Origin of the sequence: Halalkalibacter alkalisediminis (assembly GCF_028610705.1) — a bacterium.
Lineage (GTDB): Bacteria > Bacillota > Bacilli > Bacillales > Bacillaceae_D > Halalkalibacter > Halalkalibacter alkalisediminis.
This window is the reverse complement of the sequence record NZ_JAQQWT010000005.1, coordinates 102,631-126,937: the sequence shown is the minus strand read 5'-3', so window position 1 is coordinate 126,937 and position 24,307 is coordinate 102,631. Positions and strand designations below refer to the sequence as shown.

The following is a 24,307-nucleotide window of genomic DNA, read 5'->3' as shown; positions in this document are numbered from 1 at the left end:
AGACTATTCATAAGATCAGTTTCGACTCACATTGACCCAACCCCTTCTGTATACTATAATTAGACTGTTATAGACTGGAAATTTTAATGAGGTGAATAGCCGTGTTAGACCGATTACAATCATTGGAAGATCGTTATGATCGACTAAACGAATTGCTTAGTGACCCGGATGTTATAAATGATTCAAAACGACTAAGGGAGTATTCAAAGGAACAATCCGACCTTCAGGAAACGGTCGAAACGTATCGTGAATATAAAGAAGCAAACGAGCAACATAAAGATGCGAGAGCGATGCTTGAAGAAAAGCTAGATGATGAAATGTATGCGATGGTAAAAGAAGAAATTGATGAATTATCCACTCGTAAAGAAGAGCTTGAGGCTCGCTTGAGAATTCTCCTTTTACCGAAAGACCCTAATGATGATAAGAACGTTATTGTTGAGATTCGCGGAGCTGCGGGTGGAGATGAAGCGCAGCTGTTTGCTGGAGATCTTTACAAAATGTACAGCCGTTTTGCGGAAGCGCAAGGATGGAAGGTCGATGTGATCGAATCAACGACGACTGAACTTGGTGGTTTTAAAGAGATCATCTTTAGTGTGAATGGTGCTGGAGCGTACTCGAAGCTTAAGTATGAAAATGGAGCGCATCGTGTTCAACGTGTTCCGACAACAGAATCAGGTGGACGTATTCATACGTCGACAGCTACGGTAGCGGTTTTACCTGAGGCAGAAGAAGTTGAAGTGGAAATCCATGATAAAGATATTCGCGTGGATACATTTGCTTCAAGTGGACCTGGTGGACAAAGTGTTAATACGACGATGTCAGCGGTTCGTTTAACGCACGTGCCGACAAATACAGTTGTATCATGTCAGGATGAAAAATCACAAATCAAGAACAAAGAAAAAGCGATGAAAGTTCTTCGTGCTCGTGTGTATGATAAAATCAACCGCGAAGTGCAAGCGGAGTACGATCAAAATCGTAAGCTAGCGGTTGGGACCGGTGACCGTTCTGAGCGTATTCGTACGTATAATTTCCCGCAAAGCCGTGTAACCGATCACCGTATCGGGTTAACGATTCAAAAGCTTGAGCAAATTTTACAAGGTAAGCTTGATGAAATCATTGATGCCCTCATTTTAGAAGAGCAAGCAGAAGCGATGCAAAGGGCTGAAGATTAAGATGAAACCTATCACAATTCAGGAGGCCCTTCGTTGGGCTTCTTCTTTTTTAGCTGAACGCGAATTGGAGCAGCCCGTTGCAGATTGGCTCATTCGTCATTACTTACAAGTCAACCGAACGGAGCTGTTGATGAGGCTGCAGGATCCGTTTGAGGACCAATATTTTACGCAATTAAAAATAGATCTTGAACGCTATGCAAGTGGTGTTCCGGTTCAACACATCATCGGCTACGAAGAGTTTTTCGGTAGACGTTTTCAAGTGAGTGAGCATGTGCTAATTCCACGACCTGAAACAGAGGAACTCGTCGTTGCTGTATTGGACTTGAAAAAGCAATTTTTTGAAAATGAACAGGTACAACTAGTCGATGTTGGGGCAGGAAGCGGAGCGATTTCGGTTACATTAGCGCTTGAAGACCCATCGCTACATGTTCAAGCAATCGATATTTCAGAAAATGCGTTAACCGTTGCGAGAGGCAATGCACAATCGCTACACGCAAAGGTGAGTTTTTTACAAGGGGACTTGCTCGAACCGTTACTTGCGGCAAAAACGAAAATGGATATCGTAGTGTCCAATCCTCCCTACATCCCGTTAAGTGACGCCGAAAGCTTAGCGATCCATGTACGAGAGCATGAACCGCATCTTGCTTTATTCGGTGGCGAGGACGGACTTGATTTATATCGTCGCTTCATGAGTGAATTGCCGCTTTGTATAAATGAAAAAGGCATTGTGGCCTTTGAGGTCGGTGTGGGACAAGCAGAAGTCGTTCGAGAGATGTTAGCTGCAATATTCCCTTTAGCCGAAACGGAAGTGAAACACGATATAAATGGAAAAGAACGTATGGTGTTTGCTTATGGGGATATGAGGGTGGAAAAATAAGGAAGAGAAGTTTGGCGGACATGAGAGCCGTTATTTGCACGAAAACGGGTGTTTTTTTAGTTTAGCGGACATGAGAGACCTTATTTAACATATTAGAGGCTATTTTGATAGGGATATTGGTAAATAGCGGCCCTGGTGTCCGCTTGTCCTATGAAAATAGCCCTTTTTTCGCAAATAGCGGAACGTATGTCCGTTAAGTTTCAATCAACTTTATTTCTCGCTTCAGAATGTATGAAAAAACCCCCTTCGATCGGTGGCAATGGCTCCGTACGCTGCGCGCTTTCTGAGAAGCCCGCTCAGAAGGCTTAAAACATGGGCAGCGGCTCCGCTCATTGCATAGAATCTTTAATAAAAGGTAAAGTTCAACCTTTTATTAAAAATCTAGAATCATAGGTTTAAAGAAACGCCTTCCTGACCACAATGGTTTGTGAAAGGGCGGTGCGTTAAATTGAAACCAAATGTTATTATATATCTATTATTCTCTTTGTTTGTTCTATTAATTAGTTGGGAATCTGAAAATGCTGTAGCGGTGGCGTCTTTGCATCAGGAAGTGAGTCAAGAAGAGGCGATTCGATTACGGATTTTAGCTAATAGTGATGCGATTCGAGATCAAGCGTTAAAGCGTGATATTCGTGATCGTGTAAATGAAGCGATTACAGAAATGGTCTTCGATATACAAGATTTAGATGAAGCGAAAACGACGATTGAAGACAATCTAGTAATGATTGAAGAGATTGTGGAACAAGAGTTAGCTAATATGGGGCTGAATCAATCGTATGAAGTGAGTTTTTCAGAGGTTCAATTTCCGACGAAGTTGTATGGAAACATCGTGTATCCAGCTGGTTTGTATGATGCTGTGTTGATTACGCTAGGTGAAGGAAACGGGGAGAACTGGTGGTGTGTGTTGTTTCCGCCCTTATGTTTTCTAGATATGGCTAATGGAGAAGCGACGGAAACGGGGAAGGTTAGTGCAGAAGAGCCAGTTGAAGTAGATGAATCAGAAGAAGAGGTTGAGGTCGCGTTTTTCGTAGTCGAATTGTTTTCTAGTATTATGGATCGAATCTTTTCTTCAGAAAAGGCATAATCGGTACAAGCTCCGCATACAGATGAAGTAAGGTACTGTGAAAGGGTGGAGCTTATGGGAATTGTCGTTCGTAAAGCGAAAGAGAAGGACATGCTACCAATACAAAGATTGGTGGCAAAAGCAGGATTACGTGATGAAGGAATTGAGCAATATATAGAGAGTTTCCTTGTTGTCGAAGATGAGGATCAAAACTTAATTGGAACAGTCGGGGTTGAGCAGTATGAAACAGAAGGTCTTTTACGTTCTCTTGTCTTAGACTCGCCGATCTGGACCGCTCAGCTGAGCTTAGAATTTTTACAATTAACATTAAAATATGCAGAAGAGCAAAATATGGAAACCATTTATCTTTGTGCAAAAGGAACTAATGCCCTTTTTCATCAACTTGGGTTCAGGGAAATTGAAAAAGAGGAGGTTCCGGAACAAATTAGTCGTTCTCCACATTTCAAGAGAAATGCAAAGGCTGATGTGAAAGTTTGGGCCTGTTCATTATTGGAATAAGATGTTGATAACTGGATAAATAACCATAGTTATACACAAGTTGCCCACAGGTGTGGACAACTTTTTTTGGTTCGCGTCTTCGAAATTTGTCGAATGGCGTATCGTTTTGATTGGATATACTAGCTAAAAGCTTTAAATAACAAGGGTTTATGTCGATTTTTTGCTCTTTTATTGACATCGTTTGACAACACTTGCAAAATGGAAGAGATAGGAGCGATGAAACGTGAGTTATAAACAAACTTTTTTTTGGGCTGTGGACAACTTTTTAAATGAGCGTCAACACAGTGAACATATAAAGGAAGCAGCTATGTGGATAACAAAAGGGGAAGTGGTCGCTTTTCCGACAGAAACGGTTTATGGTCTTGGTGCCAACGCTTTAGAGGAAACAGCTGTTAAAAAAATCTTTGAGGCGAAGGGCAGACCAAGTGACAACCCGTTAATTGTCCATATTGCTAGTGTAAAACAGTTGGACGAGCTTGTGACAGATATTCCGCCTTTAGCGAAAAAATTAATGGATCATTTTTGGCCAGGTCCTTTAACCATCATTTTAAAAAAGAAAGAATCGGTCGCCACAAGTGTAACGGCCGGCTTAGACACGGTTGCAATTCGAATTCCAGATCATCCGGTAGCGATTGAATTGCTTAAGCAAGCCAATGTGCCCGTAGCCGCACCAAGTGCAAATCTTTCTGGGAAACCGAGTCCGACGAGTGGGGAGCACGTGTTTCATGATTTAAAAGGGAGAATTGCAGGGATCTTAGATGGAGGTCAAACGGGTGTTGGTCTTGAATCAACGGTCATTGATTGCTCCAAGGGGATTCCGATTTTATATCGTCCTGGTGGCGTGACAATCGAAGACATCGAAGCGTTAGTTGGAGAAATCAAAGTCGACCCTTCTTTAAAATCAACAGATGAAGCCCCGCTCTCACCCGGGATGAAATACACCCATTACGCGCCAAATGGAACGTTGATTCTTGTCCGCGACCGAAAGCAGATTCCAAGCTTATTAGCTGAAGCGAAAGCGGAAGGGAAGCGAACGGGGGTTTTAACGACAAAAGATAATCAAGGGTCGTATACGGCTGATGTCATTGTAAGCTGTGGGAGCAGACAAGACTTAGCTACGGTGGCCAATCAACTCTATGAAAGCTTGCGAACATTTGACGAAGAAAAGGCTGAAATCATCTTTTCAGAGACGTTTCCAGCTGAAAACATAGGCATAGCGATTATGAATCGCTTAGAAAAAGCGGCAGGTGGAAAAGTCATTTAGACGGAAAAACGTTGTAAGATTACAAAGAAAAAAGGGAGTAGAACAGATGAATGAAGTGCCAATATAAATGGTGAAAAATAAATAATTTTGATCTCTTAGACAACCAATTTCAAGATAGGTTGTCTATTTCTTTTTGGACGTGCATACATTGAAATAGCATGTTCGGGGAGTGGGGAGAGATGAGCGAAATGTTTACACTTTTTATAATGGCAAGTGCATTGGGAATGGATGCCTTTTCAGTCGCACTCGGTATGGGCATGCTTGGTTTACGTTTGCGTCAGATTTTTCATATAGGAGTGACGATCGGTCTGTTTCACGTTTTGATGCCACTGCTTGGAATGGTAACAGGAAAGCTGTTATCGAATTATTTTGGGATGATCGCGACGTATATTGGTGGAGGACTTCTACTTATTATAGGCTTACAAATGGTTATGGCAACGTTTAAATCCGATGAGGACGAACGATTGATGCAACCGATTGGTTTAGGGCTTATCTTATTTGCGTTAAGTGTAAGTTTGGATAGCTTTTCAGCCGGTCTAAGCTTTGGAATTTTAGGCGCTAAAACGGCTTTAACGGTTATCATGATTGGTTTCGTTAGTATGGTTTTATCATGGGTTGGATTAATGATAGGATCTAGGTTTCACAAATACATAGGGACCTATGGTGAGTTACTTGGTGGTTTTATCTTGATCGGTTTTGGGCTAAAGTTAATATTGTAACTGTCATAAAACGACTTTTCAAAAGAGGCCTTGTATACCGTTTTGAAGGGCGGTATGATAAGATAAATTTAATCAATGGGGAACAAAAAGCAATGACTACATTTGTAGCAAATGATAAAAGGGGATTGGTACTTTGGCAATGTCATTTGTCATCATTGTAGGCTTTGTTTGATAAGGAAAAACGTATTTGACGTAAAGGAAGGACGTGTTTTACAACATGAAGAAAGTGCTTTTTGTCTGTACCGGTAATACATGCCGAAGTCCGATGGCTGAAGTGCTGCTGCGTTCACGCGTAGGGGAAGACATCGAGGTGAAATCTGCAGGGGTACAGGCATTTCCAGACAGTCCAGCCTCTGAAGGAACAAAAGCGGTGTTGTCGGAACTCGGAATCGTTGAAAATCATCGTTCCAAACATGTAACGGAGGAGTTGCTTGAGTGGGCGGACCTCGTTCTAACAATGACGAGCTCGCATAAGCAAATGATTCAAACTTTTTTTCCTCAAGTAAGCGAATATCTCTTTACGTTAAAAGAATATGTCGATCCCAATACGCCTAACCCTGATATTGCCGATCCAATCGGTGGACCAATAGAAGCGTATAGACAAACTGCAAAAGAGATTGAAGCAAGTTTAGATGGTTTAACGAGAAAAATAAAAGAGGAATCTTAAAGAGGTGGAACAAGGTGGCAGGGGGACAAACATCGTATAGGGCGAGTATTCGTAAGAAGCTCGTGATCGGCATCAGTGGACTGGCTATCGTCACATTTGGATTTAGTGCTATTTTCATTTTCTTTTTAGCTGATTCCTTACAAGAAATTTTGGGCTTAAGTAGTAATGTGATCGTTCTTTTTACACTCATTAAAGGTGTTTTTTGGAGTGGATTTTTAGGGTTTATCGCGGCACCGCTTTTGACAAAACCACTTCGTGAGGTTGAAGAAGCGGCGAGAAGAGCAGCGGCGGGTGATATTCAAGAGGACATAATGGTCTCAAAATCAGATGATGAGATTCGCGCGTTAGGACTGGCTTATAATGAAATGTTAGCGAGTTTGCGGAGCATGGTCAAAGATATTGATCAAAACTTTAATAGGACCAATCAAACGGTGGCTGAGATCTCAGCTGCTAGCGAGCTTGCAGCAACAAAAGCGACTCAAATTGGCCAAACGATGGATGAAATTGCTAAAGGTGCAGAAAATACTGCATATGCCATTCAAAACACGGCGGAATCAATGGAAGAAGTTACGGAGATTGCAACGCTGGTTCAGGCTCGAGCGAATGAATCAAAGACTTCGTCTGAAGGGATGGTAAGTACGTTAGCAGAGAGTAGAACGGTTGTGAATTCACTTGTAGAAGGAATCCGTCAGTTGGCTTCTGATAACGAAAAATCACTCCTTGCCGTGGAACGCTTAGAAAAACAAGCAAAAGAAGTAGGCGAAATTATCTCTCTAGTTGGAGATATTGCCGGTCAAACCAATTTATTAGCGCTGAATGCATCCATTGAAGCAGCTCGTGCTGGGGAACACGGCAAAGGCTTTGCTGTTGTTGCAGATGAAGTTCGTCATTTAGCGGATGAAAGTGCTAAGGCAGTCCAAGGTATTACCAATCTCATTCACAATATCCAAACTGAAGTGAAAAATGTGGCTCGGCAAATCGGCGATCAAGTACAAGTGGCGATGATACAATCTGAGCAGGGAACGGCAACCAATCAAGCTATTTGTGAAGTGGAAAAGTCAGTCAACGAAGTCGATTCGTTTATCACAGACATTTCCAAGATGATTAATCGTCAAATGGAATCCATTCAAACGACGACTCATCAATCGCAAGAAGTTGCGGCGATTGCAGAAGAGACGTCAGCTGGTTCCGTTGAAATCTCAGCAATGACGGAACAGCAAGGGACTTCCATCAACGAGATGGAGCAAATGGCTCATGACTTATCTAATCAAGCAAAAAATTTAAAGGCAACAATCGAGCGATTTACTACGTAAGACTGACGAAAAAAGACAGGTAACTAAAAGGAGGGGCAGAACAATGAAAATTGCGATTGCATCAGATCATGGCGGAATGAACATCCGTGAGGAGCTCAAACAATTAATGGATGAAATGAATATTGCCTACGAAGACTTTGGTTGTGAATGTGCAACATCGGTTGATTACCCAGATTACGCCTTACCGGTTGCTGAAAAAGTAGCAAACGGAGAATATGACCGAGGTATTCTTATTTGTGGGACAGGCATTGGGATGTCGATTGCCGCTAATAAAGTAAAAGGAATTCGGTGTGCGCTTGTTCACGATGTTTTCAGTGCGAAAGCCACTCGTGAACATAATGATACAAATGTGCTTGCGATGGGAGAGCGTGTCATTGGTCCTGGTCTTGCGCGGGAAATTGCCCGTGTTTGGCTTGAAACAGAATTTGAAGGTGGACGTCACGCGAATCGTGTTAGTAAAATTACGAATTACGAAGCGTAATGAAGGGAAAAATACTTGCTATGAGTGTTTTTTTAGAAAAGCAAAACCATCTGAAGGAGGCAGGGGGGATGGACTTGTCATTTGAAACGAATCAAGTGAACACATTAATAGAGGACTTGAATCAAGCTTATGAACTGACGGCTGATACCCTTCTCGTAATTGGGACAAGCACGAGTGAGGTCGCCGGAGAGCATATTGGTTCAAATGGTTCCTATGAAATTGCCGAGGCCTTATTTGCTGCGTTCATGGAAGCTCATGAAAAAACAGGGGTTCAGCTTGCCTTTCAATGCTGTGAACATTTAAACCGAGCGCTAGTGGTCGAACGAGATACCGCTCTATCACGTGGGTATGAGATTGTTCAGGCTTTTCCAATTCGTAAAGCGGGTGGAGCGATGGCTACATATGCATTTCGAAAAATGAAAGACCCGGTGTTAGTGGAGTCGATTCAGGCTGATGTTGGAATGGATATTGGTAACACGTTGATTGGCATGCACTTAAAAAAAGTCGCAGTCCCCCTTCGAAGCAAGGTCAAAACCGTCGGAGAAGCGCATGTGACAATGGCTGTTACAAGACCAAAACTCATCGGTGGCATCCGTGCTGTCTATGAAAGAACAGAGGAACATGAATAAAATTTAATTTTTTATTAAATTCGTACGGAAATAACGCGTGATTTATGTTAATATAGAAGCGAATTGATGTTGTGTTTGTTTGAAAACCGAAAGATATAGAGTTGGAAGGGGAATAGAGATGAAACAAGATACGTTACAAAATCAAGATTCAAAAGTATTTGAAGCTGTACAACAGGAGCTAGGTCGCCAACGCGATAAAATTGAGCTCATTGCATCAGAGAACTTCGTAAGTGCTGCTGTTATGGAAGCACAAGGTTCAGTTTTAACAAACAAGTACGCAGAGGGTTACCCTGGCCGTCGTTATTATGGCGGTTGTGAGTATGTTGATATCGTTGAGGATTTAGCTCGCGATCGCGCAAAGGAAATCTTTGGTGCTGAGTACGTAAACGTTCAGCCGCACTCAGGTGCACAAGCGAACATGGCCGTTTACTTTACAATCTTAGAGCCTGGTGACACCGTTCTTGGTATGAATCTTTCTCATGGTGGTCACTTAACTCACGGTAGCCCAGTTAACTTCAGTGGAGTTCTTTATAACTTCGTTGAGTATGGTGTCGATAAAGAAACTCAGTACATTGATTACGATGTAGTTCGCGAGTTAGCACTAGAGCATAAGCCGAAGTTGATCGTTGCAGGGGCAAGTGCATATCCACGCGAGATTGATTTTGCAAAATTCCGTGAGATCGCTGACGAAGTAGGCGCCTATTTAATGGTCGATATGGCGCATATCGCTGGTCTTGTGGCAACAGGCTTGCACCCAAATCCTGTTCCTCACGCACATTTTGTAACAACGACTACACATAAAACACTTCGCGGTCCTCGTGGTGGAATGATTTTATGTAAAGAAGAATTCGGTAAGAAAATCGATAAATCGATCTTCCCAGGAATTCAAGGTGGCCCGCTCATGCACGTGATTGCAGCGAAGGCTGTGTCTTTCGGTGAAGCGTTGACTCCTGAGTTCAAATTTTACGGTCAAGCAATCATTGACAACGCAAAACGCTTAGGTGAAAAATTGAAGAGTGAAGGCATTAACCTTGTATCAGGTGGAACGGACAATCACCTTCTTCTTCTAGACTTACGCTCGTTAGGCCTTACAGGAAAAGTAGCTGAAAAAGCACTTGATGAAGTGGGAATCACTACAAACAAAAACACAATCCCATTCGACCCAGAAAGCCCATTCGTAACAAGTGGTATCCGCATCGGAACAGCAGCTGTTACATCGCGCGGTCTTGACGGAGAGGCAATGGATGAAATCGGTTCTCTTATCGCTTTAACATTGAAAAATGTAGAGAACGAAGAAAAACTAGAAGAAGCACGTACTCGTGTTGCTGAATTAACAGCTAAATTCCCGATGTACACGCATCTATAAGAAATGTGAAGCTGGGCCTGTAGAGGTCCGGCTTTATTTTTGTGTGCCTGTTGTGAGTAAATCTGGTGGATGGTTTAAATGGCGAAACGTTAGATAGATCTGGACAATCGTTCCTATACAGCGAACGGGTTTATGAAGAAAAGCATCTCTATCGACGTCTAATTCACAAGATCTGTCAGGAGATTTTGATGAGTGCTTAAGTAGTCTAAACATTACAAATTAATGAAATAAAGAATTTATCACAGTAAAACTTGAAGGGCGCAGGCTTTTTATGTAGAATTTTGTAGGAGATAATAGATCGTAAAAGGAGCTAAAAAGCTAATGAGTAAAGTTTTCGTGTTTGATCACCCGTTAATTCAGCATAAACTAACGTATATTCGTGATAAAAAAACAGGCACAAAAGAATTCCGTGAGCTAGTAGATGAAGTTGCTGGTTTGATGGCATTTGAAATTACGCGTGACTTACCGACGCAAGATGTTACGGTAGAAACGCCGGTTGGACTAGCTAATTCCAAAACAATTGCCGGTAAAAAACTAGGGTTAGTGCCGATCCTACGTGCAGGTCTTGGTATGGTCGATGGAATTCTTCGCATGATTCCAGCAGCGAAAGTCGGACATGTTGGTCTTTACCGTGATCCCAAAACGCTTCAACCAGTTGAGTACTACGTGAAGCTTCCAACGGACGTTGAAGAAAGAGAATTCATCGTAATCGATCCCATGCTCGCAACAGGCGGTTCTGCTGTAGAGGCCATTAATAGCTTGAAAAAACGCGGAGCTAGAACCATTAAATTAATGTGCTTAGTAGCCGCTCCAGAAGGTGTTGAGATCGTAAAAGAAGCGCACCCTGATGTGGACATCTACTTAGCGGCTATGGATGAGAAACTAAACGATCACGGCTACATCGTTCCTGGCTTAGGTGATGCGGGAGACCGCTTATTTGGAACAAAATAAATATGTGCGCGAAGAGGCTGAGGAATCAGCCTCTTTTTTTGCTGGAGTTGCCGGAATGTGGCCAGGAGTTGCCGAATGCGAGAGTCTAGTTGTCGGAAAGGGTAGAAAAGTTGCTGAATTCCAGAATTAAGTTGCCGGAAAACTAGTCAGAAGTTGCCGTATTCTTGTGGAAGTCGCCGTTCCTACCCACATCCCACCATCTCATACATGTTTTTTCTTTTTCTGTTCATACTAAACCATATATGCAAAACGGTGGGGGAGCTGGTTAAGGATATGAAAAATGTTTTGATGTGCTGGTTAACGATCCTATTAGTTACGATGAATATCAATACCGGATTCGCTGCCACTTTTCCTGAGATTCCAAATATGGGAGAACAGGAGCATACAGATGAAAAAGTGGTCGTCATTGTGACGGCATCTGGGGAAGTGGAGGAAGCGGTTGCTGCTGTATCAACTGCTTTTCCGAACAGCAAGATTCGAAAAACATTTAAGCGAACGTTGAACGGATTTTCCATTGAGCTACTAGAAAGTGAAGTGGACATGCTTCAGTCGTTTAATGAAATAGAACGTGTAGATAAAGTCGTGGAATACAAAGCGAATTTAGATGGCAGTGTGCCTTTTATCGGTGGAAATGAAATGCGTGGGATGCTTGATCCTAGTGGAGAGCGCCTGAGCGGAAAAGGGATTAAAGTAGCGGTCATTGATACAGGAATCGATTACAACCACCCTGATTTAAAAGCTAATTACAAGGGTGGTTATGATGTTGTTGATTATGACCGTGATCCGATGGAGACGATTGCTTCACAAGGACCTCCGACTTTACATGGGACGCATGTCGCCGGGATCATTGGCGCTAATGGGCAACTAAAAGGCGTCGCGCCGGAAGTAGATTTATATGCATACCGTGCTCTCGGTCCAGGCGGGCAAGGGACAACGGAGCAAGTCATTGAAGCGATTGAAAAAGCGATCGACGATGAAGTCGATGTGTTAAATCTCTCACTTGGTAATACCGTGAATGGACCGGATTGGCCAACGAGTATTGCGCTCGATAAAGCAGTGGAAGAAGGCATTGTGGCCGTCACGTCCAACGGAAACAGTGGACCGAATATGTGGACCGTGGGCTCGCCGGGAACTTCCACAAAAGCGATCTCGGTTGGGGCTTCAGCTCCTCCTTTAAAAACACCTTATGTGACCATAGCCGGATTAGAAAAAGAAGTGACGCTATACCCGATCGGTGGGACACTTCCTTGGACGTTAAAACGTGACTTTGAAATTGTTGAAGCTGGTTATGGATTAGAGGATGAGTGGGAAGACGTAGAGGCTGAAAATAAAATTGTGCTTATCAAAAGAGGGATGATTCCTTTTGCAGAAAAAGCGAAGGCTGCGCAAAAGGCTGGAGCGAAGGCGGTGCTCATATACAACAACCTTCCAGGGGCTTTTGTAGGCGCGGTTGAACAAGGGATCAAGCTTCCAGTTGTTAGTATTTCAAAGGAAGATGGCGATTGGATTCTTGAACAACTAGAGAACGAAAAAGATAAGCAATATGCTAGAACGATTTATCGAAACGAGGAAGATTTCATTGCACCATTTAGCTCAAGAGGGCCGGTCACACAAACGTGGGAAGTCAAGCCTGATTTAGTCGCGCCAGGTGTCTCGATCGATAGTACGGTTCCAAAAGGCTATCTTGGCTTAAATGGAACGAGCATGTCAGCCCCTCATGTGGCGGGGGCTGCAGCACTTATTAAACAAGCTCACCCTGATTGGACACCTGTGCAAATTAAAGCAGCGATGATGAATACGGCCAAGCAATTAGTAAAAGCAGACGGCGAGCCGTATTACCCATACGAGCAAGGAGCGGGGAGACTGCAAGTAGATAAAGCCGTTCAAGCTAAAACACTTGCATATCCTGGGGCACTAACCTTTGGAAAATACACAAAGGACGATCCGCGAGAGAAACGAATGGTTACCTTCACGATCGAAAATCATGATGATAAGACCCGGACCTACCATGTGAAACCGCCATTTCAAGCTCCGGATGGTTTGCAATGGGAAGTTCCTTTTTCGACAACACTCAAACCTGGAGACAAAACGGAAGTGGACGTAAAGCTAGATCTATTTCCAGCTGTGCTTGCAGAAGGCATCCATCATGGCGAAATTGTCATTGGAGGTGGAGAAGATCCAATTATTGTCCCTTATGTCTTTTTTATAGAAGAACCGAACTATCCTCGAGCGATGGCTTTTAACTTCGGTCACGGAGATCATCCAGGTGAATATCGCTATGAGCTTTATTTACCAGGAGGAGCCGAGGAGATGGGCATTGCGTTATATGATCCAGATACCTTCCAATTTATTCGCTTCCTTGACACGAAAAAAGATGTTGGGCGGGGAATGGTAGGGGAAGAGTGGAAGGAGCTTGACTTACCAGATGGAGTGTATAAGGCTCTAGTCTATGCGCGTAAGGATGGAAAAGAAGACACGATTGAATCAACGATTGTCATCGGAGCGCAAGTGTTAGAAGATAAATAAAAATAACAAATCCAGACCTTTTCTTGACAAAAGATGAGGTCTGGATTTGTTGAGGTGAGGTCAAAACAATGAATGACGAATGAAGCAATGGTATTACAAGTCTCACCCTGTATACGAGCCTAAGAAAAAAAGTCTAGTCAAATTGGTCACATTGTCCACTGAATGTGAGCTTTTTTGACAGTTATGTGAACATGGTAAATGAACCGTCGAATTAATGACAAATCGCATTGACACAGGGTTTTCACTATTGTACGATTACTAAGGGTATAATGAGAAGGTTTACATATAAAGGTTTATGAAGCGCAACAACAGTTTGAGGAGGACGCTTAATGACAGGTGGTAAACGTAGCCCTTGGCGTGCCATGGTACTTGTTTCTATCATTTCATCTTATATTGTAGGTGGAACTGTCAGTGGAGTGTTTATGGGTCTCTGGTTAGGAAACCAGTTTGGGGCCAAGCCGTTTTTCCTCGTTACCTTTTTGTTGTTGGGACTTGGCACGGGGTTCTACGGAGTTTACAGAGCGATTGAACCTTTTATAGGAGACGGGAAATAGCAATGATGTCACTAGAAGGAAAAATGAAACGCTACACAGTAATGGTCTCCTTATTAATCTTGATTTTTATGACCGGTTATGTCCTTAGTTCATTCAAACCTCAATTCCTCGGTCTTACGATTGGACTCATTTTTAGCTTTCTAAGTCTTTGGACAACCTTTAGGAAAGCAAAGTTTGTTGGGTCCGTTGCCACAGGCTTAAAGAAATTCACTGTGTTCAGTTATTTTATTTCCACATTTGGTGTGTTAATTCGAATTGGTTTGGCGATATTGTGTGTATGGCTAGCGCTTGAATTTCCAGATCAACTCCATCTAATTTCAGTCATTACAGGGTTCGCCCTGATTTATGTCATTATTATGGCAGATATACTTATTGAATCTGGTAGAAAGAGGTGAAAATTTAATGGATCATATATCACCCATTAGGGAGTACTTTGGGTTGTCCTTCAATATGTCTACAGTTTTAATGACGACTGTTGCATGTCTAATCGTATTCTTAATCTGTTTTATTGGAACACGTCAACTAGCAATGCGCCCGACTGGTTTGCAAAATTTCCTAGAGTGGATGATTGATTTCGTTCGCGGAATCATCAAAGCCAATATGGGATGGAAAGTGGGCGGTCAATTTCTCGCACTCGCTTTCACGCTCTTGTTCTATGTCTTTGTGGCAAATATGCTAGGAATTCCTTTTGAAATCTATAATAAATCGACGCATGAGGTTTGGTGGAAATCACCAACATCCGATCCTGCCCTTACATTAACGATGGCAGCGCTCGTGATCATCATGACGCACTATTATGGAATTAAGATTAGAGGGTTTGGAGAGTACATCAAGGACTATGTTCGTCCGGTACCTTTCCTTTTACCGTTCAAAATCATTGAAGAATTTGCAAATACGTTAACGCTTGGAATGCGTCTTTTCGGTAACGTATATGCAAAGGAAATTCTGATGGTACTACTAGTTGGACTAGGGACATCAGGTTTAATAGGATTGTTTGGAGGGTTCCTTCCAACGATAATCTGGCAGGCGTTTGGTATGTTTATCGGTACGCTTCAAGCGTATATCTTCGCGATGCTTGCAATGGTTTACATGGCTCACAAAGTTGAGCATCATTAAGATCAGGTTACAACCGTCCTTTTACGAGGACATTCTATATAATAAAAAAACATAGATAAATCTAAGGAGGAAATTTAATCATGGCATTATTAGGAGCTGCAATTGCAGCAGGTTTAGCAGCAATTGGTGGATCAATCGCAGTAGCACTTATCGTTAAAGCAACACTTGAAGGTGTAACACGTCAACCAGAACTAAAAGGTACTCTACAAACACTTATGTTCATCGGTGTACCTCTTGCGGAAGCTGTTCCGATCATCGCGATCGTTATCTCTTTCTTACTATTATTCCAATAATTCAAGTGAGCTCGTTCTTTAGGACGAGCAAGATAACTTGTGAATGGCGACAGTTCGGTTCTCGGACCTTCGCCATTCCTTATGTATCGTCATGTAATGAATGAAAGTAATGTTCTTAAATAAATTATTGTTTATTTTCACATCCAAGAAAGGAGTGAATCGAAGTGGGTTTTGATATTAACTGGGGATCAATTCTTTATCAATTGGTTGCCTTCCTTACACTACTCTTTTTCCTTAGTAAATTTGCACTTAAGCCTTTATTGGGTGTAATGGAAAAGCGTGAACAAATCGTAAATGAGAACCTGGACTCAGCTGAAAAGAATCGTAAAGAGGCTGAGAACTTTATAGTAGAGCAACGTAAAGAGTTAGAAAAAGCTAGACTTGAAGCACAAGAAATCATTCAACAAGCTAAAAAGCTTAGCGAGCAACAAGGTCAAGATATTTTAGAGCAAGCAAGAGTAAATGCAGAGCGTTTAAAGGATTCTGCTTTAGCAGAAATTCAACGTGAAAAAGAGCAAGCTGTTACAGCTCTTCGTGAGCAAGTGGCAGGTCTATCTGTCTTAATCGCATCAAAAGTGATTGAAAAAGAACTTGATGAGAAAGCACAAGAAGCGCTTGTTCAAGATTACCTAAAAGAAGTAGGCGATAAGCTATGAGCAATCTAGCAGTAGCGAATCGTTATGCTTACGCCTTGTTTCAATTGGCACAAGAAAAAAATGACCTAAAGAAAGTAAACGAAGAGCTGCAAACAGTAAAGGCAGTTGTTGAATCAACTCCTGAATTCGTTTCGCTTTTAAGTCATCCGAAAGTAACGAATCAACAAAAGCAAGCGTTTATTCAAGAGAACTTCACGAAAGCTTTAAGTGAAATGACATTAAATACACTATTGCTTCTTATTGAGCGTAAAAGAACGGATATTCTTGTTCCAATGATTAATAAGTTTAAAGAATTAGCTTATGAAGCTCAGGACGTAGCGGAAGCGAAAGTGTATTCGCCAAAGCCGCTATCTGAGAAAGAGCAAGATCATATTGCGGAAATTTTTGCGAAAAAGGCAAAGAAATCGCATCTTGAAGTAACAAACATTGTCGATTCAGATCTAATCGGAGGCATTAAGGTCCGTATTGGAGATCGCATATATGACGGAACGGTAAAAGCGCAGCTTGATCAAATCGGGCGCAAGCTTTTGGCCGGAACACGCTAGTAGAAGATAGGGGTGAAAGAAATGAGCATCAAACCAGAGGAAATTAGCTCTCTTATAAAACAGCAGATTGAAAATTTTCAGTCTGATGTTCAAGTACAAGACGTTGGTACAGTTATCCGTGTTGGTGACGGTATCGCACTTGCTCATGGCCTTGAGAACGTTATGGCTGGTGAGCTTCTTGAATTCTCAAACGGGGTAATGGGGATGGCTCAGAACCTTGAGGAGAACAACATCGGTATCATTATCTTAGGACCTTACACGGAAATCCGTGAAGGGGACGAAGTAAAACGTACTGGACGCATCATGGAAGTTCCTGTAGGTACTGAATTACTTGGTCGTGTTGTCAATGCACTAGGACAACCAATCGACGGTTTAGGTCCTATTTCTACATCTAAATCACGTCCAATTGAAAACAAAGCACCAGGTGTTATGGATCGTAAATCGGTTCATGAGCCACTTCAAACAGGTATTAAATCAATTGACACAATGGTTCCAATTGGTCGTGGTCAACGTGAGTTAATCATCGGTGACCGTCAAACAGGTAAAACGGCGATTGCGATCGATACGATCTTGAACCAAAAAGATCAAGATATGATTTGTATCTATGTAGCAATCGGACAAAAAGATACAACCGTTGCAGGTGTAGTTGATACATTACGTGCGCGTGGTGCTCTTGACTATACAATCATTGTATCTGCTAGTGCATCTGATCCAGCACCGATGCAATTCTTAGCTCCATATGCAGGGGTAACTATGGGTGAGGAGTTCATGTACGATGGCAAGCACGTGTTAATCATTTATGATGATTTAACGAAACAAGCTTCTGCTTACCGTGAGCTTTCATTATTGCTACGTCGTCCTCCAGGTCGTGAGGCATTCCCAGGGGATGTATTCTATTTACACTCCCGTTTATTAGAGCGTGCAGCGAAGTTAAGTGATGCAAAAGGCGCAGGTTCAATCACTGCTCTACCTTTCATCGAAACACAAGCTGGTGACGTATCTGCATACATTCCAACAAACGTAATTTCGATCACAGATGGACAGATCTTCTTACAATCAGATCTATTCTACTCTGGTGTTCGTCCAGCGGTTAACGCAGGTCTTTCTGTATCACGTGTTGGGGGTTCAGCGCAAATCAAAGCAATGAAAAAAGTTGCTGGTACATTGCGTCTAGACTTAGCGGCATACCGTGAATTAGAAGCATTTGCTCAGTTTGGATCGGATCTAGACCGTGCCACGCAAGCGAAGTTAAATCGTGGACAACGTACGGTTGAGGTGTTGAAACAAGATCTTCACAAACCACAACCAGTTGAGTACCAAGTTACGATTATCTATGCTTTAACAAAAGGCTTCTTAGATGATATCCCGGTTGAAGATGTATTACGTTTTGAGTCAGAGTTATTCACATACTTTGATCACAACAAAAAAGAAATTCTTGACCATATTCGCACAACTGGAAATCTTCCTGACGAAGATGAGTTCAAAGCTGCGATTAGTGAGTTTAAAAAAGGGTTTGTACCTAGTAACTAATAGAGCATTCTAGCAGGCTTCTAGCCTGCTACCCCGAATTGAACTTGCTTCAATTCAGGCGAATCCTCTCATGCAGGGTAACTCGTTTTAGTTTTGCGAAAAGGTGGTGAAAATAAATGGCTTCAATGAGAGATATAAAGGCGCGTATTACCTCAACGAAGAAGACAAAACAAATCACAAAGGCGATGCAAATGGTATCGGCTGCGAAATTGAATCGTGCACAATCAAACGCACAATCATTTCTACCTTATACGGAAAAAATTCGTGAGGTTGTGGCAAGTATTGCTTCTTCTTCGACTGAAGCAACTCATCCGATGCTACAAGAGCGTCCGGTTAAGAAAACGGGCTATATTGTCATTACGTCTGACCGTGGGTTAGCTGGAGGATACAATGCCAGTCTTACGCGTTCGCTTCTTAAAACAATTGAACAACGTCATAAATCACCAGATGAGTACGGAATTGTTGTTATGGGGCGTATCGGACGTGATTTATTTAAGAAACGTAACCTTCCAGTTATTCAAGAAATCACTGGACTTCCTGACCAACCAGATTTTAACGACATCAAAAACATTGCAAGAACAACGGTTGAGATGTTTGCTGACGGTATTTTTGATGAGCTATACGTATGGTACAACCATTTTGTGAGTCCATTGACACAGGAAGTAACCGAGCAGAAGCTATTACCTTTAACAGATATCGGTGAAGGAACAACGACTACTACGTACGAATATGAACCATCAGAGCAAGCCATTTTAGAACGTTTATTGCCACAATACGCAGAAAGCCTGATTTTCGGTGCGTTGCTTGATGCAAAAGCAAGTGAATTTGGTGCACGTATGACGGCAATGAGCGCGGCAACAGACAATGCTACCGCTCTTATTGATGATTTAACGTTAGTCTACAACCGCGCTCGTCAAGCGGCGATCACGCAAGAAATTACGGAGATCGTTGGTGGCGCAGCGGCGCTTGAATAGAAGATTTTTTGTAGCTTAAGAAGGCTTAATAGATAAGTCTTCTAAGCTTGGACATATAATGCAAACGGCATTAGTACCTGAATGGAGGGACAGAAAAATGAATAAAGGTCGCATTACTCAGGTAATGGGTCCGGTTGTCGATGTTAAGTTCGATAACGGAAACCTTCCTGAAATCAACAATGCATTAACAGTTGAGCAAGTTGGCTCTGAAATTAATGCTGTTGATGTTAACGTAACGCTTGAAGTTGCCTTGCACCTTGGTGACAATACAGTTCGTACTGTTGCGATGGATTCAACGGATGGTCTTGTTCGTGGAACTGCCGCAGTAGATACAGGCGCACCAATCTCTGTGCCTGTTGGTGAAGCTACACTTGGACGTGTATTCAACGTTCTTGGTGAAGCAATTGATTTAAATGACCCAATTCCAGCTAGCGTAAAGCGTGATCCGATTCACCGTCAAGCGCCTAAGTTTGAAGAACTTTCTACGAAAACAGAAATTCTTGAAACAGGAATTAAGGTTGTTGACCTTCTTGCACCATACATCAAGGGTGGTAAGATCGGTCTATTTGGAGGAGCCGGTGTAGGTAAAACGGTTCTAATCCAAGAACTTATTAACAACATCGCTCAAGAGCACGGCGGTATCTCGGTATTTGCTGGTGTTGGTGAGCGTACTCGTGAAGGAAATGACCTTTTCCACGAGATGACAGATTCAGGCGTTATTAAGAAAACGGCCATGGTATTCGGTCAAATGAACGAGCCGCCTGGAGCGCGTATGCGTGTTGCTCTTTCTGGTTTGACTATGGCTGAGCATTTCCGTGATCGCGATGGACAAGATGTACTTCTATTCATCGATAACATCTTCCGTTTCACACAAGCAGGTTCAGAGGTTTCAGCCTTATTAGGACGTATGCCTTCTGCCGTTGGTTACCAACCAACACTTGCAACGGAAATGGGTCAATTACAAGAGCGTATCACATCAACTAAAGTTGGTTCGGTTACATCGATTCAAGCCATCTATGTACCTGCCGATGACTATACAGATCCAGCTCCTGCAACGACGTTTGCTCACTTAGATGCAACGACGAACCTTGAGCGTAAACTTTCTGAAATGGGTATCTACCCTGCCGTGGATCCACTTGCCTCTACTTCACGTGCCCTATCTCCTGAGATTGTTGGAGAAGAGCATTACCAAGTAGCTCGTCAAGTTCAATCTACACTTCAAAAGTACAAAGAATTACAAGATATCATCGCAATCCTAGGTATGGATGAGTTATCTGAGGAAGATAAATTGGTTGTTGCTCGTGCACGTCGTATCCAATTCTTCTTATCTCAAAACTTCCACGTAGCTGAGCAGTTCACTGGTCAAGCTGGGTCTTACGTACCGGTAAAAGAAACACTAAAAGGCTTTAAAGAAATTCTTTCAGGTAAGTATGATGACCTTCCTGAAGATGCATTCCGCCTTGTTGGTCGTATCGAAGAAGTAGTTGAAAAAGCAAAACAAATGGCGTAATTGCTAGTTAAGATAAGAGAGACATTCTCTTTATCTTAGCTAGGCAATGGCTTCGCTCTTTAGGCGTGAGTGCTTCTTGCGCCTCGAGTAGCGGCTCCGCTCATTGCTTCGAGATTGTTCAAAAAGGTGGGTATGATTCCTTTTTGAACAACCTCTATTAAGGAGGGTTTTCCAATGCCGACAATTCAAGTAAGTGTTGTAACTCCTGATGGCAAGGTGTATGACGGCGATGTTGATATGGTCAGTGTTCGTACTGTTGAGGGCGAACTAGGTATTTTGCCTTATCACATTCCGTTAGTGGCTCCATTAACAGTAGGAGCCGTACGCTTAAAAAAAGGCACCACTGTGGAAAAAGTAGCGGTTAGTGGTGGATTTGTAGAAGTCCGTCCTGACAAAGTGACGATTTTAGCAGAGGCTGCTGAATTGCCTTCAGGTATTGATGTAGACCGCGCTCGTGAAGCGAAAGAAAGAGCACAAAAGCGAATTGATTCAGCTCGTGCTGATGAGATTGACTTCAAACGTGCTGAACTTTCGTTGAAAAAAGCGATGAATCGCTTAGATGTTGCGGGTAAATAAATAACGACAAAATAAGACATAATTCTTGTGCGCTTAACAAATGATAAGACACAAGGACAGTGTCTTATTTTTTTGTTTTGCCCTTTTAAAAAAAGTAAGCGTTTTCTGAGAAAAAATAGGTCCGAACAACTACAAAAACACATATTTCTCCTATAGATTTTTTATTTTGTATCAGTTATGATGGAAAATGGGCTGATTTCTGAAAAACAATAGAAAAAGATTTTAGCCTAATTAAAAGCTGATCAGCGGTAGGGAGTAATGACAATGTTCGACGGATTTGGACAACAAGCAATTGTACATATTGTTGCAAGTGTCTTTTTCTTGGCTGTTACATGGTGGGCATTACAATCTTTTCGATTTGATCTATTTGTCAAAGAACCAAATAGTCCGAAGGCAAAGGTATTAATGATAATCGTTACGATTGCCATTGCCCAGTTGCTCAGCTCATTTTTTCTTGACTACCTGCATTCATCGCAAATGCTCAGGTTTTTGTTTGAATAGGGTTTTGTCGAGGAATGACTACAACTTCCATGTATGGCAAACCTCCTCTTGGTAAAAATGATAGTAATAAACGTTTTCTTGGGGAGGAGAACATAAATGGTTGCATGGCGGTTAGTTGTATTTGGTTTAGTTTTTTCAATAGTAGGGTATGCACATGTTCAAGGGGCAAATGATGTTCCGACGTATCAACAACCATTAAACGAGTTTTATCAACTGGTGGAAAACAACGAAGACATGAAACTTAATGAGTGGAGAATTCGTCTTAGAGATGAGCGAGTTCAAGCAAGGCTTTCTACTGAAGAGGATTTTATGGAAGAAGTTGCTTCGTTTGAAAGGAATGGTTGGGAAAATACGTCTCTTTTAACAGAGGGGTCGGAATGGAAGGCGCACTTTACATATGTAGGACCAAATGGACTAACTGAATCTCTACAATTTTTCGCATATCCAACACCAAACCAGAATGGATCTACTCACCTAGTCACTTATGAGGTGTTTGGAACAAATGGATCTGTCATTGAATCTAATATAGTAGGTGAATTAGTTGAAGAGCGAATCCAGGAACTTCAAATGGATAGCCCAACAACCTATGTTCAGATTCAAGCAAACGACAGGTCGAGTTCAAAAGATATAGAAAAAAGGGCGAAAACTTGGATTCAGCATCTAGGTGCAGAAACGGTAGAAGCACTAAATGAAGAGTTGTTTGTCTCTTATTCCGCTTATAATCCTGATTGGACACCTTACATTGAAACGAACGGGACGAGAATGAATATCCAGGTTGCGATTAGAGGAAATCAAGGATTGGGCGCTGGGACAACGGTGACAATAGGAACGCCTATTATTACCACTGAATATTGATGATAGAGAAGAGACTATAATTTAGACGCGGAGGGGAATACGTTGGAAAAAATTATTGTCCGGGGTGGCAATCAGCTACGCGGCACAGTTAAGGTAGAGGGCGCTAAGAACGCGGTCCTGCCTGTTATTGCTGCATCAATCCTAGCAGGCCGCGGCACAAGCCACATATATGATGTGCCAAAATTGGCAGATGTATACACAATGAAGGAAGTTCTTAAAAACTTGAATATTAAAGTTGACTATAAAGACGGAGCCTTTCATGTGAATGCTTGTGACACGTTAAAGACAGAAGCACCATTTGAATATGTTCGCAAGATGAGAGCTTCTTTTCTTGTCATGGGACCACTTCTTGCTCGTGTAGGAAAAGCAAGAATCGCATTACCTGGAGGCTGCGCGATTGGGTCACGTCCAATTGATCAGCACCTTAAAGGCTTCGAAGCAATGGGAGCAACTGTTGAGATCGGAAATGGATTTATTGAAGCACGCATCGATGGACGTTTACAAGGTGCAAAAATTTATCTAGACTTCCCAAGTGTTGGTGCAACGGAGAATATCATGATGGCCGCTACTTTGGCTGAAGGAACGACAATCATTGAAAATGCTGCAGAAGAGCCAGAAATCGTCTGCGTAGCGAACTATTTGAACGCAATGGGAGCAAAAGTTCGTGGTGCAGGTACGGGTGAAATTCGTATTGAAGGTGTGAAAGAATTAATTGGTGCGGAGCATACAGTCATCCCTGACCGCATTGAAGCAGGAACCTTTATGGTAGCTGCGGCAATGACTCAAGGTGACATTGTAGTAGAAGGTGCAACACCTGAACACTTACGTCCTTTAATTGCCAAAATGGGTGAAATGGGCGTTCATATTGAAGAAGTGGAAAATGGATTACGCGTAGTCGGCCCAAAAAAGTTAAAGCCAGTCGACATCAAAACGATGCCACATCCAGGCTTCCCAACCGACATGCAAGCACAAATGATGGCCCTACTCCTGCAAGCGCATGGAACAGGTGTGATCACTGAAACAGTCTTTGAAAACCGCTATATGCATGTCGAAGAATTCCGTCGCATGAACTCCAACATTAAAATTGAAGGACGTTCAGCGATTGTTTCAGGTCCTAATAAGCTCCAAGGAGCAGAAGTAGCGGCAACTGACTTACGAGCAGGCGCTGCCCTCATCCTAGCAGGACTTGTCGCAGACGGAATCACTCGCGTCACAGAATTAAAACACATCGACCGTGGATACGTCGATTTAGCAAAAAAACTCCAAGCTCTAGGAGCAGATGTAGAACGTGTAGAAGAACAGGTTGACGAAGAAATTGAAAACCTCGACGCACCAGCTCCATTGAAATCGAATTTGGTGTAGTTGATATACAAAAAGGTCGCTTTTTACCTTTTTGTATATCAACGAAGCAGTGAGCGGAGCCGTTGCCATCTTTTAAGCCATTTTGAGCGGTCTTCTCAAAAAGGCGCGCAACGAGTGGAGCCACTGCCACCGCATATCGCGTCACAGGAGATTAAGGTAAAGAGCAGGCCAAGAGTTTGCCCTTTCCCTTTTTTGCTATTACGGGAAGTGCGAGCGGAGCCGTTGCCATCTTTTAAGCCATTTTGAGCGGTCTTCTCAAAAAGGCGCGCAACGAGTGGAGCCACTGCC

General features: G+C 42.5%; 28 protein-coding genes. 27 read left to right on the top strand and 1 reads right to left on the bottom strand.

Annotated elements, in window-relative coordinates; genetic code table 11:
- Positions 1 to 101 precede the first annotated feature (101 nt).
- From prfA to murA, 27 genes are all read left to right on the top strand, one after another.
- Positions 102 to 1,172 carry a peptide chain release factor 1 gene (prfA, locus tag PQ474_RS09600; RefSeq protein WP_273842389.1) on the top strand — a complete coding sequence of 357 codons (1,071 nt, stop codon included), beginning with the start codon at positions 102 to 104 and terminating at the stop codon, positions 1,170 to 1,172.
- Between the two features lies 1 nt (position 1,173).
- On the top strand, positions 1,174 to 2,049 hold the full coding sequence (gene prmC / locus PQ474_RS09595) for a peptide chain release factor N(5)-glutamine methyltransferase (protein ID WP_273842386.1): 876 nt from the start codon (positions 1,174 to 1,176) through the stop codon (positions 2,047 to 2,049).
- Positions 2,050 to 2,497: 448 nt separating this feature from the next.
- The gene (spoIIR, locus tag PQ474_RS09590; RefSeq protein ID WP_273842383.1) at positions 2,498 to 3,133 is read left to right on the top strand and encodes a stage II sporulation protein R; all 636 of its coding nucleotides are present in this window, start codon (positions 2,498 to 2,500) and stop codon (positions 3,131 to 3,133) included.
- Between the two features lie 54 nt (positions 3,134 to 3,187).
- Positions 3,188 to 3,631 (top strand): GNAT family protein, encoded by a 444-nt coding sequence (locus PQ474_RS09585; RefSeq protein WP_273842380.1) that lies wholly within the window; start codon positions 3,188 to 3,190, stop codon positions 3,629 to 3,631.
- A 223-nt stretch (positions 3,632 to 3,854) separates the two neighbouring features.
- Positions 3,855 to 4,895, top strand: a complete 1,041-nt coding sequence (locus PQ474_RS09580) for an L-threonylcarbamoyladenylate synthase (protein WP_273842378.1) — start codon at positions 3,855 to 3,857, stop codon at positions 4,893 to 4,895.
- Between the two features lie 179 nt (positions 4,896 to 5,074).
- Positions 5,075 to 5,614: a manganese efflux pump MntP gene (locus PQ474_RS09575; protein ID WP_273842375.1), complete on the top strand. Its 540-nt coding sequence runs from the start codon at positions 5,075 to 5,077 to the stop codon at positions 5,612 to 5,614.
- Positions 5,615 to 5,831: 217 nt separating this feature from the next.
- Positions 5,832 to 6,281 carry a low molecular weight protein arginine phosphatase gene (locus tag PQ474_RS09570; protein ID WP_273842374.1) on the top strand — a complete coding sequence of 150 codons (450 nt, stop codon included), beginning with the start codon at positions 5,832 to 5,834 and terminating at the stop codon, positions 6,279 to 6,281.
- A gap of 14 nt (positions 6,282 to 6,295) precedes the next feature.
- Complete coding sequence (locus PQ474_RS09565) at positions 6,296 to 7,594, top strand: methyl-accepting chemotaxis protein (RefSeq protein ID WP_273842372.1); 1,299 nt, start codon at positions 6,296 to 6,298, stop codon at positions 7,592 to 7,594.
- Positions 7,595 to 7,637: 43 nt separating this feature from the next.
- On the top strand, positions 7,638 to 8,075 hold the full coding sequence (rpiB, locus tag PQ474_RS09560; RefSeq protein WP_273842370.1) for a ribose 5-phosphate isomerase B: 438 nt from the start codon (positions 7,638 to 7,640) through the stop codon (positions 8,073 to 8,075).
- A 68-nt stretch (positions 8,076 to 8,143) separates the two neighbouring features.
- Entirely contained in the window at positions 8,144 to 8,704 is a 561-nt protein-coding gene (locus tag PQ474_RS09555) for a TIGR01440 family protein (protein ID WP_273842369.1), read from the top strand.
- A gap of 118 nt (positions 8,705 to 8,822) precedes the next feature.
- The gene (gene glyA / locus PQ474_RS09550; RefSeq protein ID WP_273842366.1) at positions 8,823 to 10,070 is read left to right on the top strand and encodes a serine hydroxymethyltransferase; all 1,248 of its coding nucleotides are present in this window, start codon (positions 8,823 to 8,825) and stop codon (positions 10,068 to 10,070) included.
- A 321-nt stretch (positions 10,071 to 10,391) separates the two neighbouring features.
- The gene (gene upp / locus PQ474_RS09545) at positions 10,392 to 11,021 is read left to right on the top strand and encodes a uracil phosphoribosyltransferase (RefSeq protein WP_273842364.1); all 630 of its coding nucleotides are present in this window, start codon (positions 10,392 to 10,394) and stop codon (positions 11,019 to 11,021) included.
- Complete coding sequence (locus tag PQ474_RS09540) at positions 11,008 to 11,151, top strand: hypothetical protein (RefSeq protein WP_273842362.1); 144 nt, start codon at positions 11,008 to 11,010, stop codon at positions 11,149 to 11,151. The genes upp and PQ474_RS09540 overlap by 14 nt, the downstream gene beginning before the upstream one ends.
- A gap of 143 nt (positions 11,152 to 11,294) precedes the next feature.
- Positions 11,295 to 13,547 (top strand): S8 family serine peptidase, encoded by a 2,253-nt coding sequence (locus PQ474_RS09535; RefSeq protein ID WP_273842359.1) that lies wholly within the window; start codon positions 11,295 to 11,297, stop codon positions 13,545 to 13,547.
- Between the two features lie 329 nt (positions 13,548 to 13,876).
- Entirely contained in the window at positions 13,877 to 14,101 is a 225-nt protein-coding gene (locus PQ474_RS09530) for an AtpZ/AtpI family protein (protein ID WP_273842357.1), read from the top strand.
- Positions 14,102 to 14,103: 2 nt separating this feature from the next.
- Positions 14,104 to 14,496 (top strand): ATP synthase subunit I, encoded by a 393-nt coding sequence (locus PQ474_RS09525; protein WP_273842355.1) that lies wholly within the window; start codon positions 14,104 to 14,106, stop codon positions 14,494 to 14,496.
- Between the two features lie 7 nt (positions 14,497 to 14,503).
- Positions 14,504 to 15,217 (top strand): F0F1 ATP synthase subunit A, encoded by a 714-nt coding sequence (gene atpB / locus PQ474_RS09520; protein WP_273842353.1) that lies wholly within the window; start codon positions 14,504 to 14,506, stop codon positions 15,215 to 15,217.
- 80 nt (positions 15,218 to 15,297) lie between these two features.
- Positions 15,298 to 15,510, top strand: a complete 213-nt coding sequence (gene atpE, locus PQ474_RS09515) for a F0F1 ATP synthase subunit C (RefSeq protein WP_273842351.1) — start codon at positions 15,298 to 15,300, stop codon at positions 15,508 to 15,510.
- Between the two features lie 164 nt (positions 15,511 to 15,674).
- Positions 15,675 to 16,166 carry a F0F1 ATP synthase subunit B gene (gene atpF, locus PQ474_RS09510; protein WP_273842349.1) on the top strand — a complete coding sequence of 164 codons (492 nt, stop codon included), beginning with the start codon at positions 15,675 to 15,677 and terminating at the stop codon, positions 16,164 to 16,166.
- A complete protein-coding gene (locus PQ474_RS09505; protein ID WP_273842347.1) occupies positions 16,163 to 16,711 on the top strand; it encodes a F0F1 ATP synthase subunit delta in 549 nt (182 codons plus the stop codon). The genes atpF and PQ474_RS09505 overlap by 4 nt, the downstream gene beginning before the upstream one ends.
- Before the next feature lie 21 nt (positions 16,712 to 16,732).
- Positions 16,733 to 18,241, top strand: coding sequence for a F0F1 ATP synthase subunit alpha (gene atpA, locus PQ474_RS09500; RefSeq protein WP_273842343.1), 1,509 nt, complete (start codon positions 16,733 to 16,735; stop codon positions 18,239 to 18,241).
- Positions 18,242 to 18,357: 116 nt separating this feature from the next.
- Positions 18,358 to 19,215 (top strand): ATP synthase F1 subunit gamma, encoded by an 858-nt coding sequence (atpG, locus tag PQ474_RS09495; protein WP_273842341.1) that lies wholly within the window; start codon positions 18,358 to 18,360, stop codon positions 19,213 to 19,215.
- 97 nt (positions 19,216 to 19,312) lie between these two features.
- Positions 19,313 to 20,725, top strand: coding sequence for a F0F1 ATP synthase subunit beta (gene atpD / locus PQ474_RS09490; protein ID WP_273842339.1), 1,413 nt, complete (start codon positions 19,313 to 19,315; stop codon positions 20,723 to 20,725).
- A gap of 174 nt (positions 20,726 to 20,899) precedes the next feature.
- Entirely contained in the window at positions 20,900 to 21,301 is a 402-nt protein-coding gene (locus PQ474_RS09485) for a F0F1 ATP synthase subunit epsilon (RefSeq protein ID WP_273842336.1), read from the top strand.
- Positions 21,302 to 21,565: 264 nt separating this feature from the next.
- Positions 21,566 to 21,802, top strand: a complete 237-nt coding sequence (locus PQ474_RS09480; RefSeq protein ID WP_273842334.1) for a DUF1146 family protein — start codon at positions 21,566 to 21,568, stop codon at positions 21,800 to 21,802.
- A gap of 96 nt (positions 21,803 to 21,898) precedes the next feature.
- Entirely contained in the window at positions 21,899 to 22,657 is a 759-nt protein-coding gene (locus PQ474_RS09475) for a YwmB family TATA-box binding protein (protein WP_273842332.1), read from the top strand.
- A gap of 42 nt (positions 22,658 to 22,699) precedes the next feature.
- A complete protein-coding gene (gene murA, locus PQ474_RS09470) occupies positions 22,700 to 24,019 on the top strand; it encodes a UDP-N-acetylglucosamine 1-carboxyvinyltransferase (protein ID WP_273842330.1) in 1,320 nt (439 codons plus the stop codon).
- Positions 24,020 to 24,114: 95 nt separating this feature from the next.
- Here murA and PQ474_RS09465 read toward each other — a convergent pair.
- Positions 24,115 to 24,307, bottom strand: a 193-nt coding sequence (locus PQ474_RS09465) for a hypothetical protein (protein ID WP_273842328.1), incomplete at its 5' end; no start/stop codon positions are given.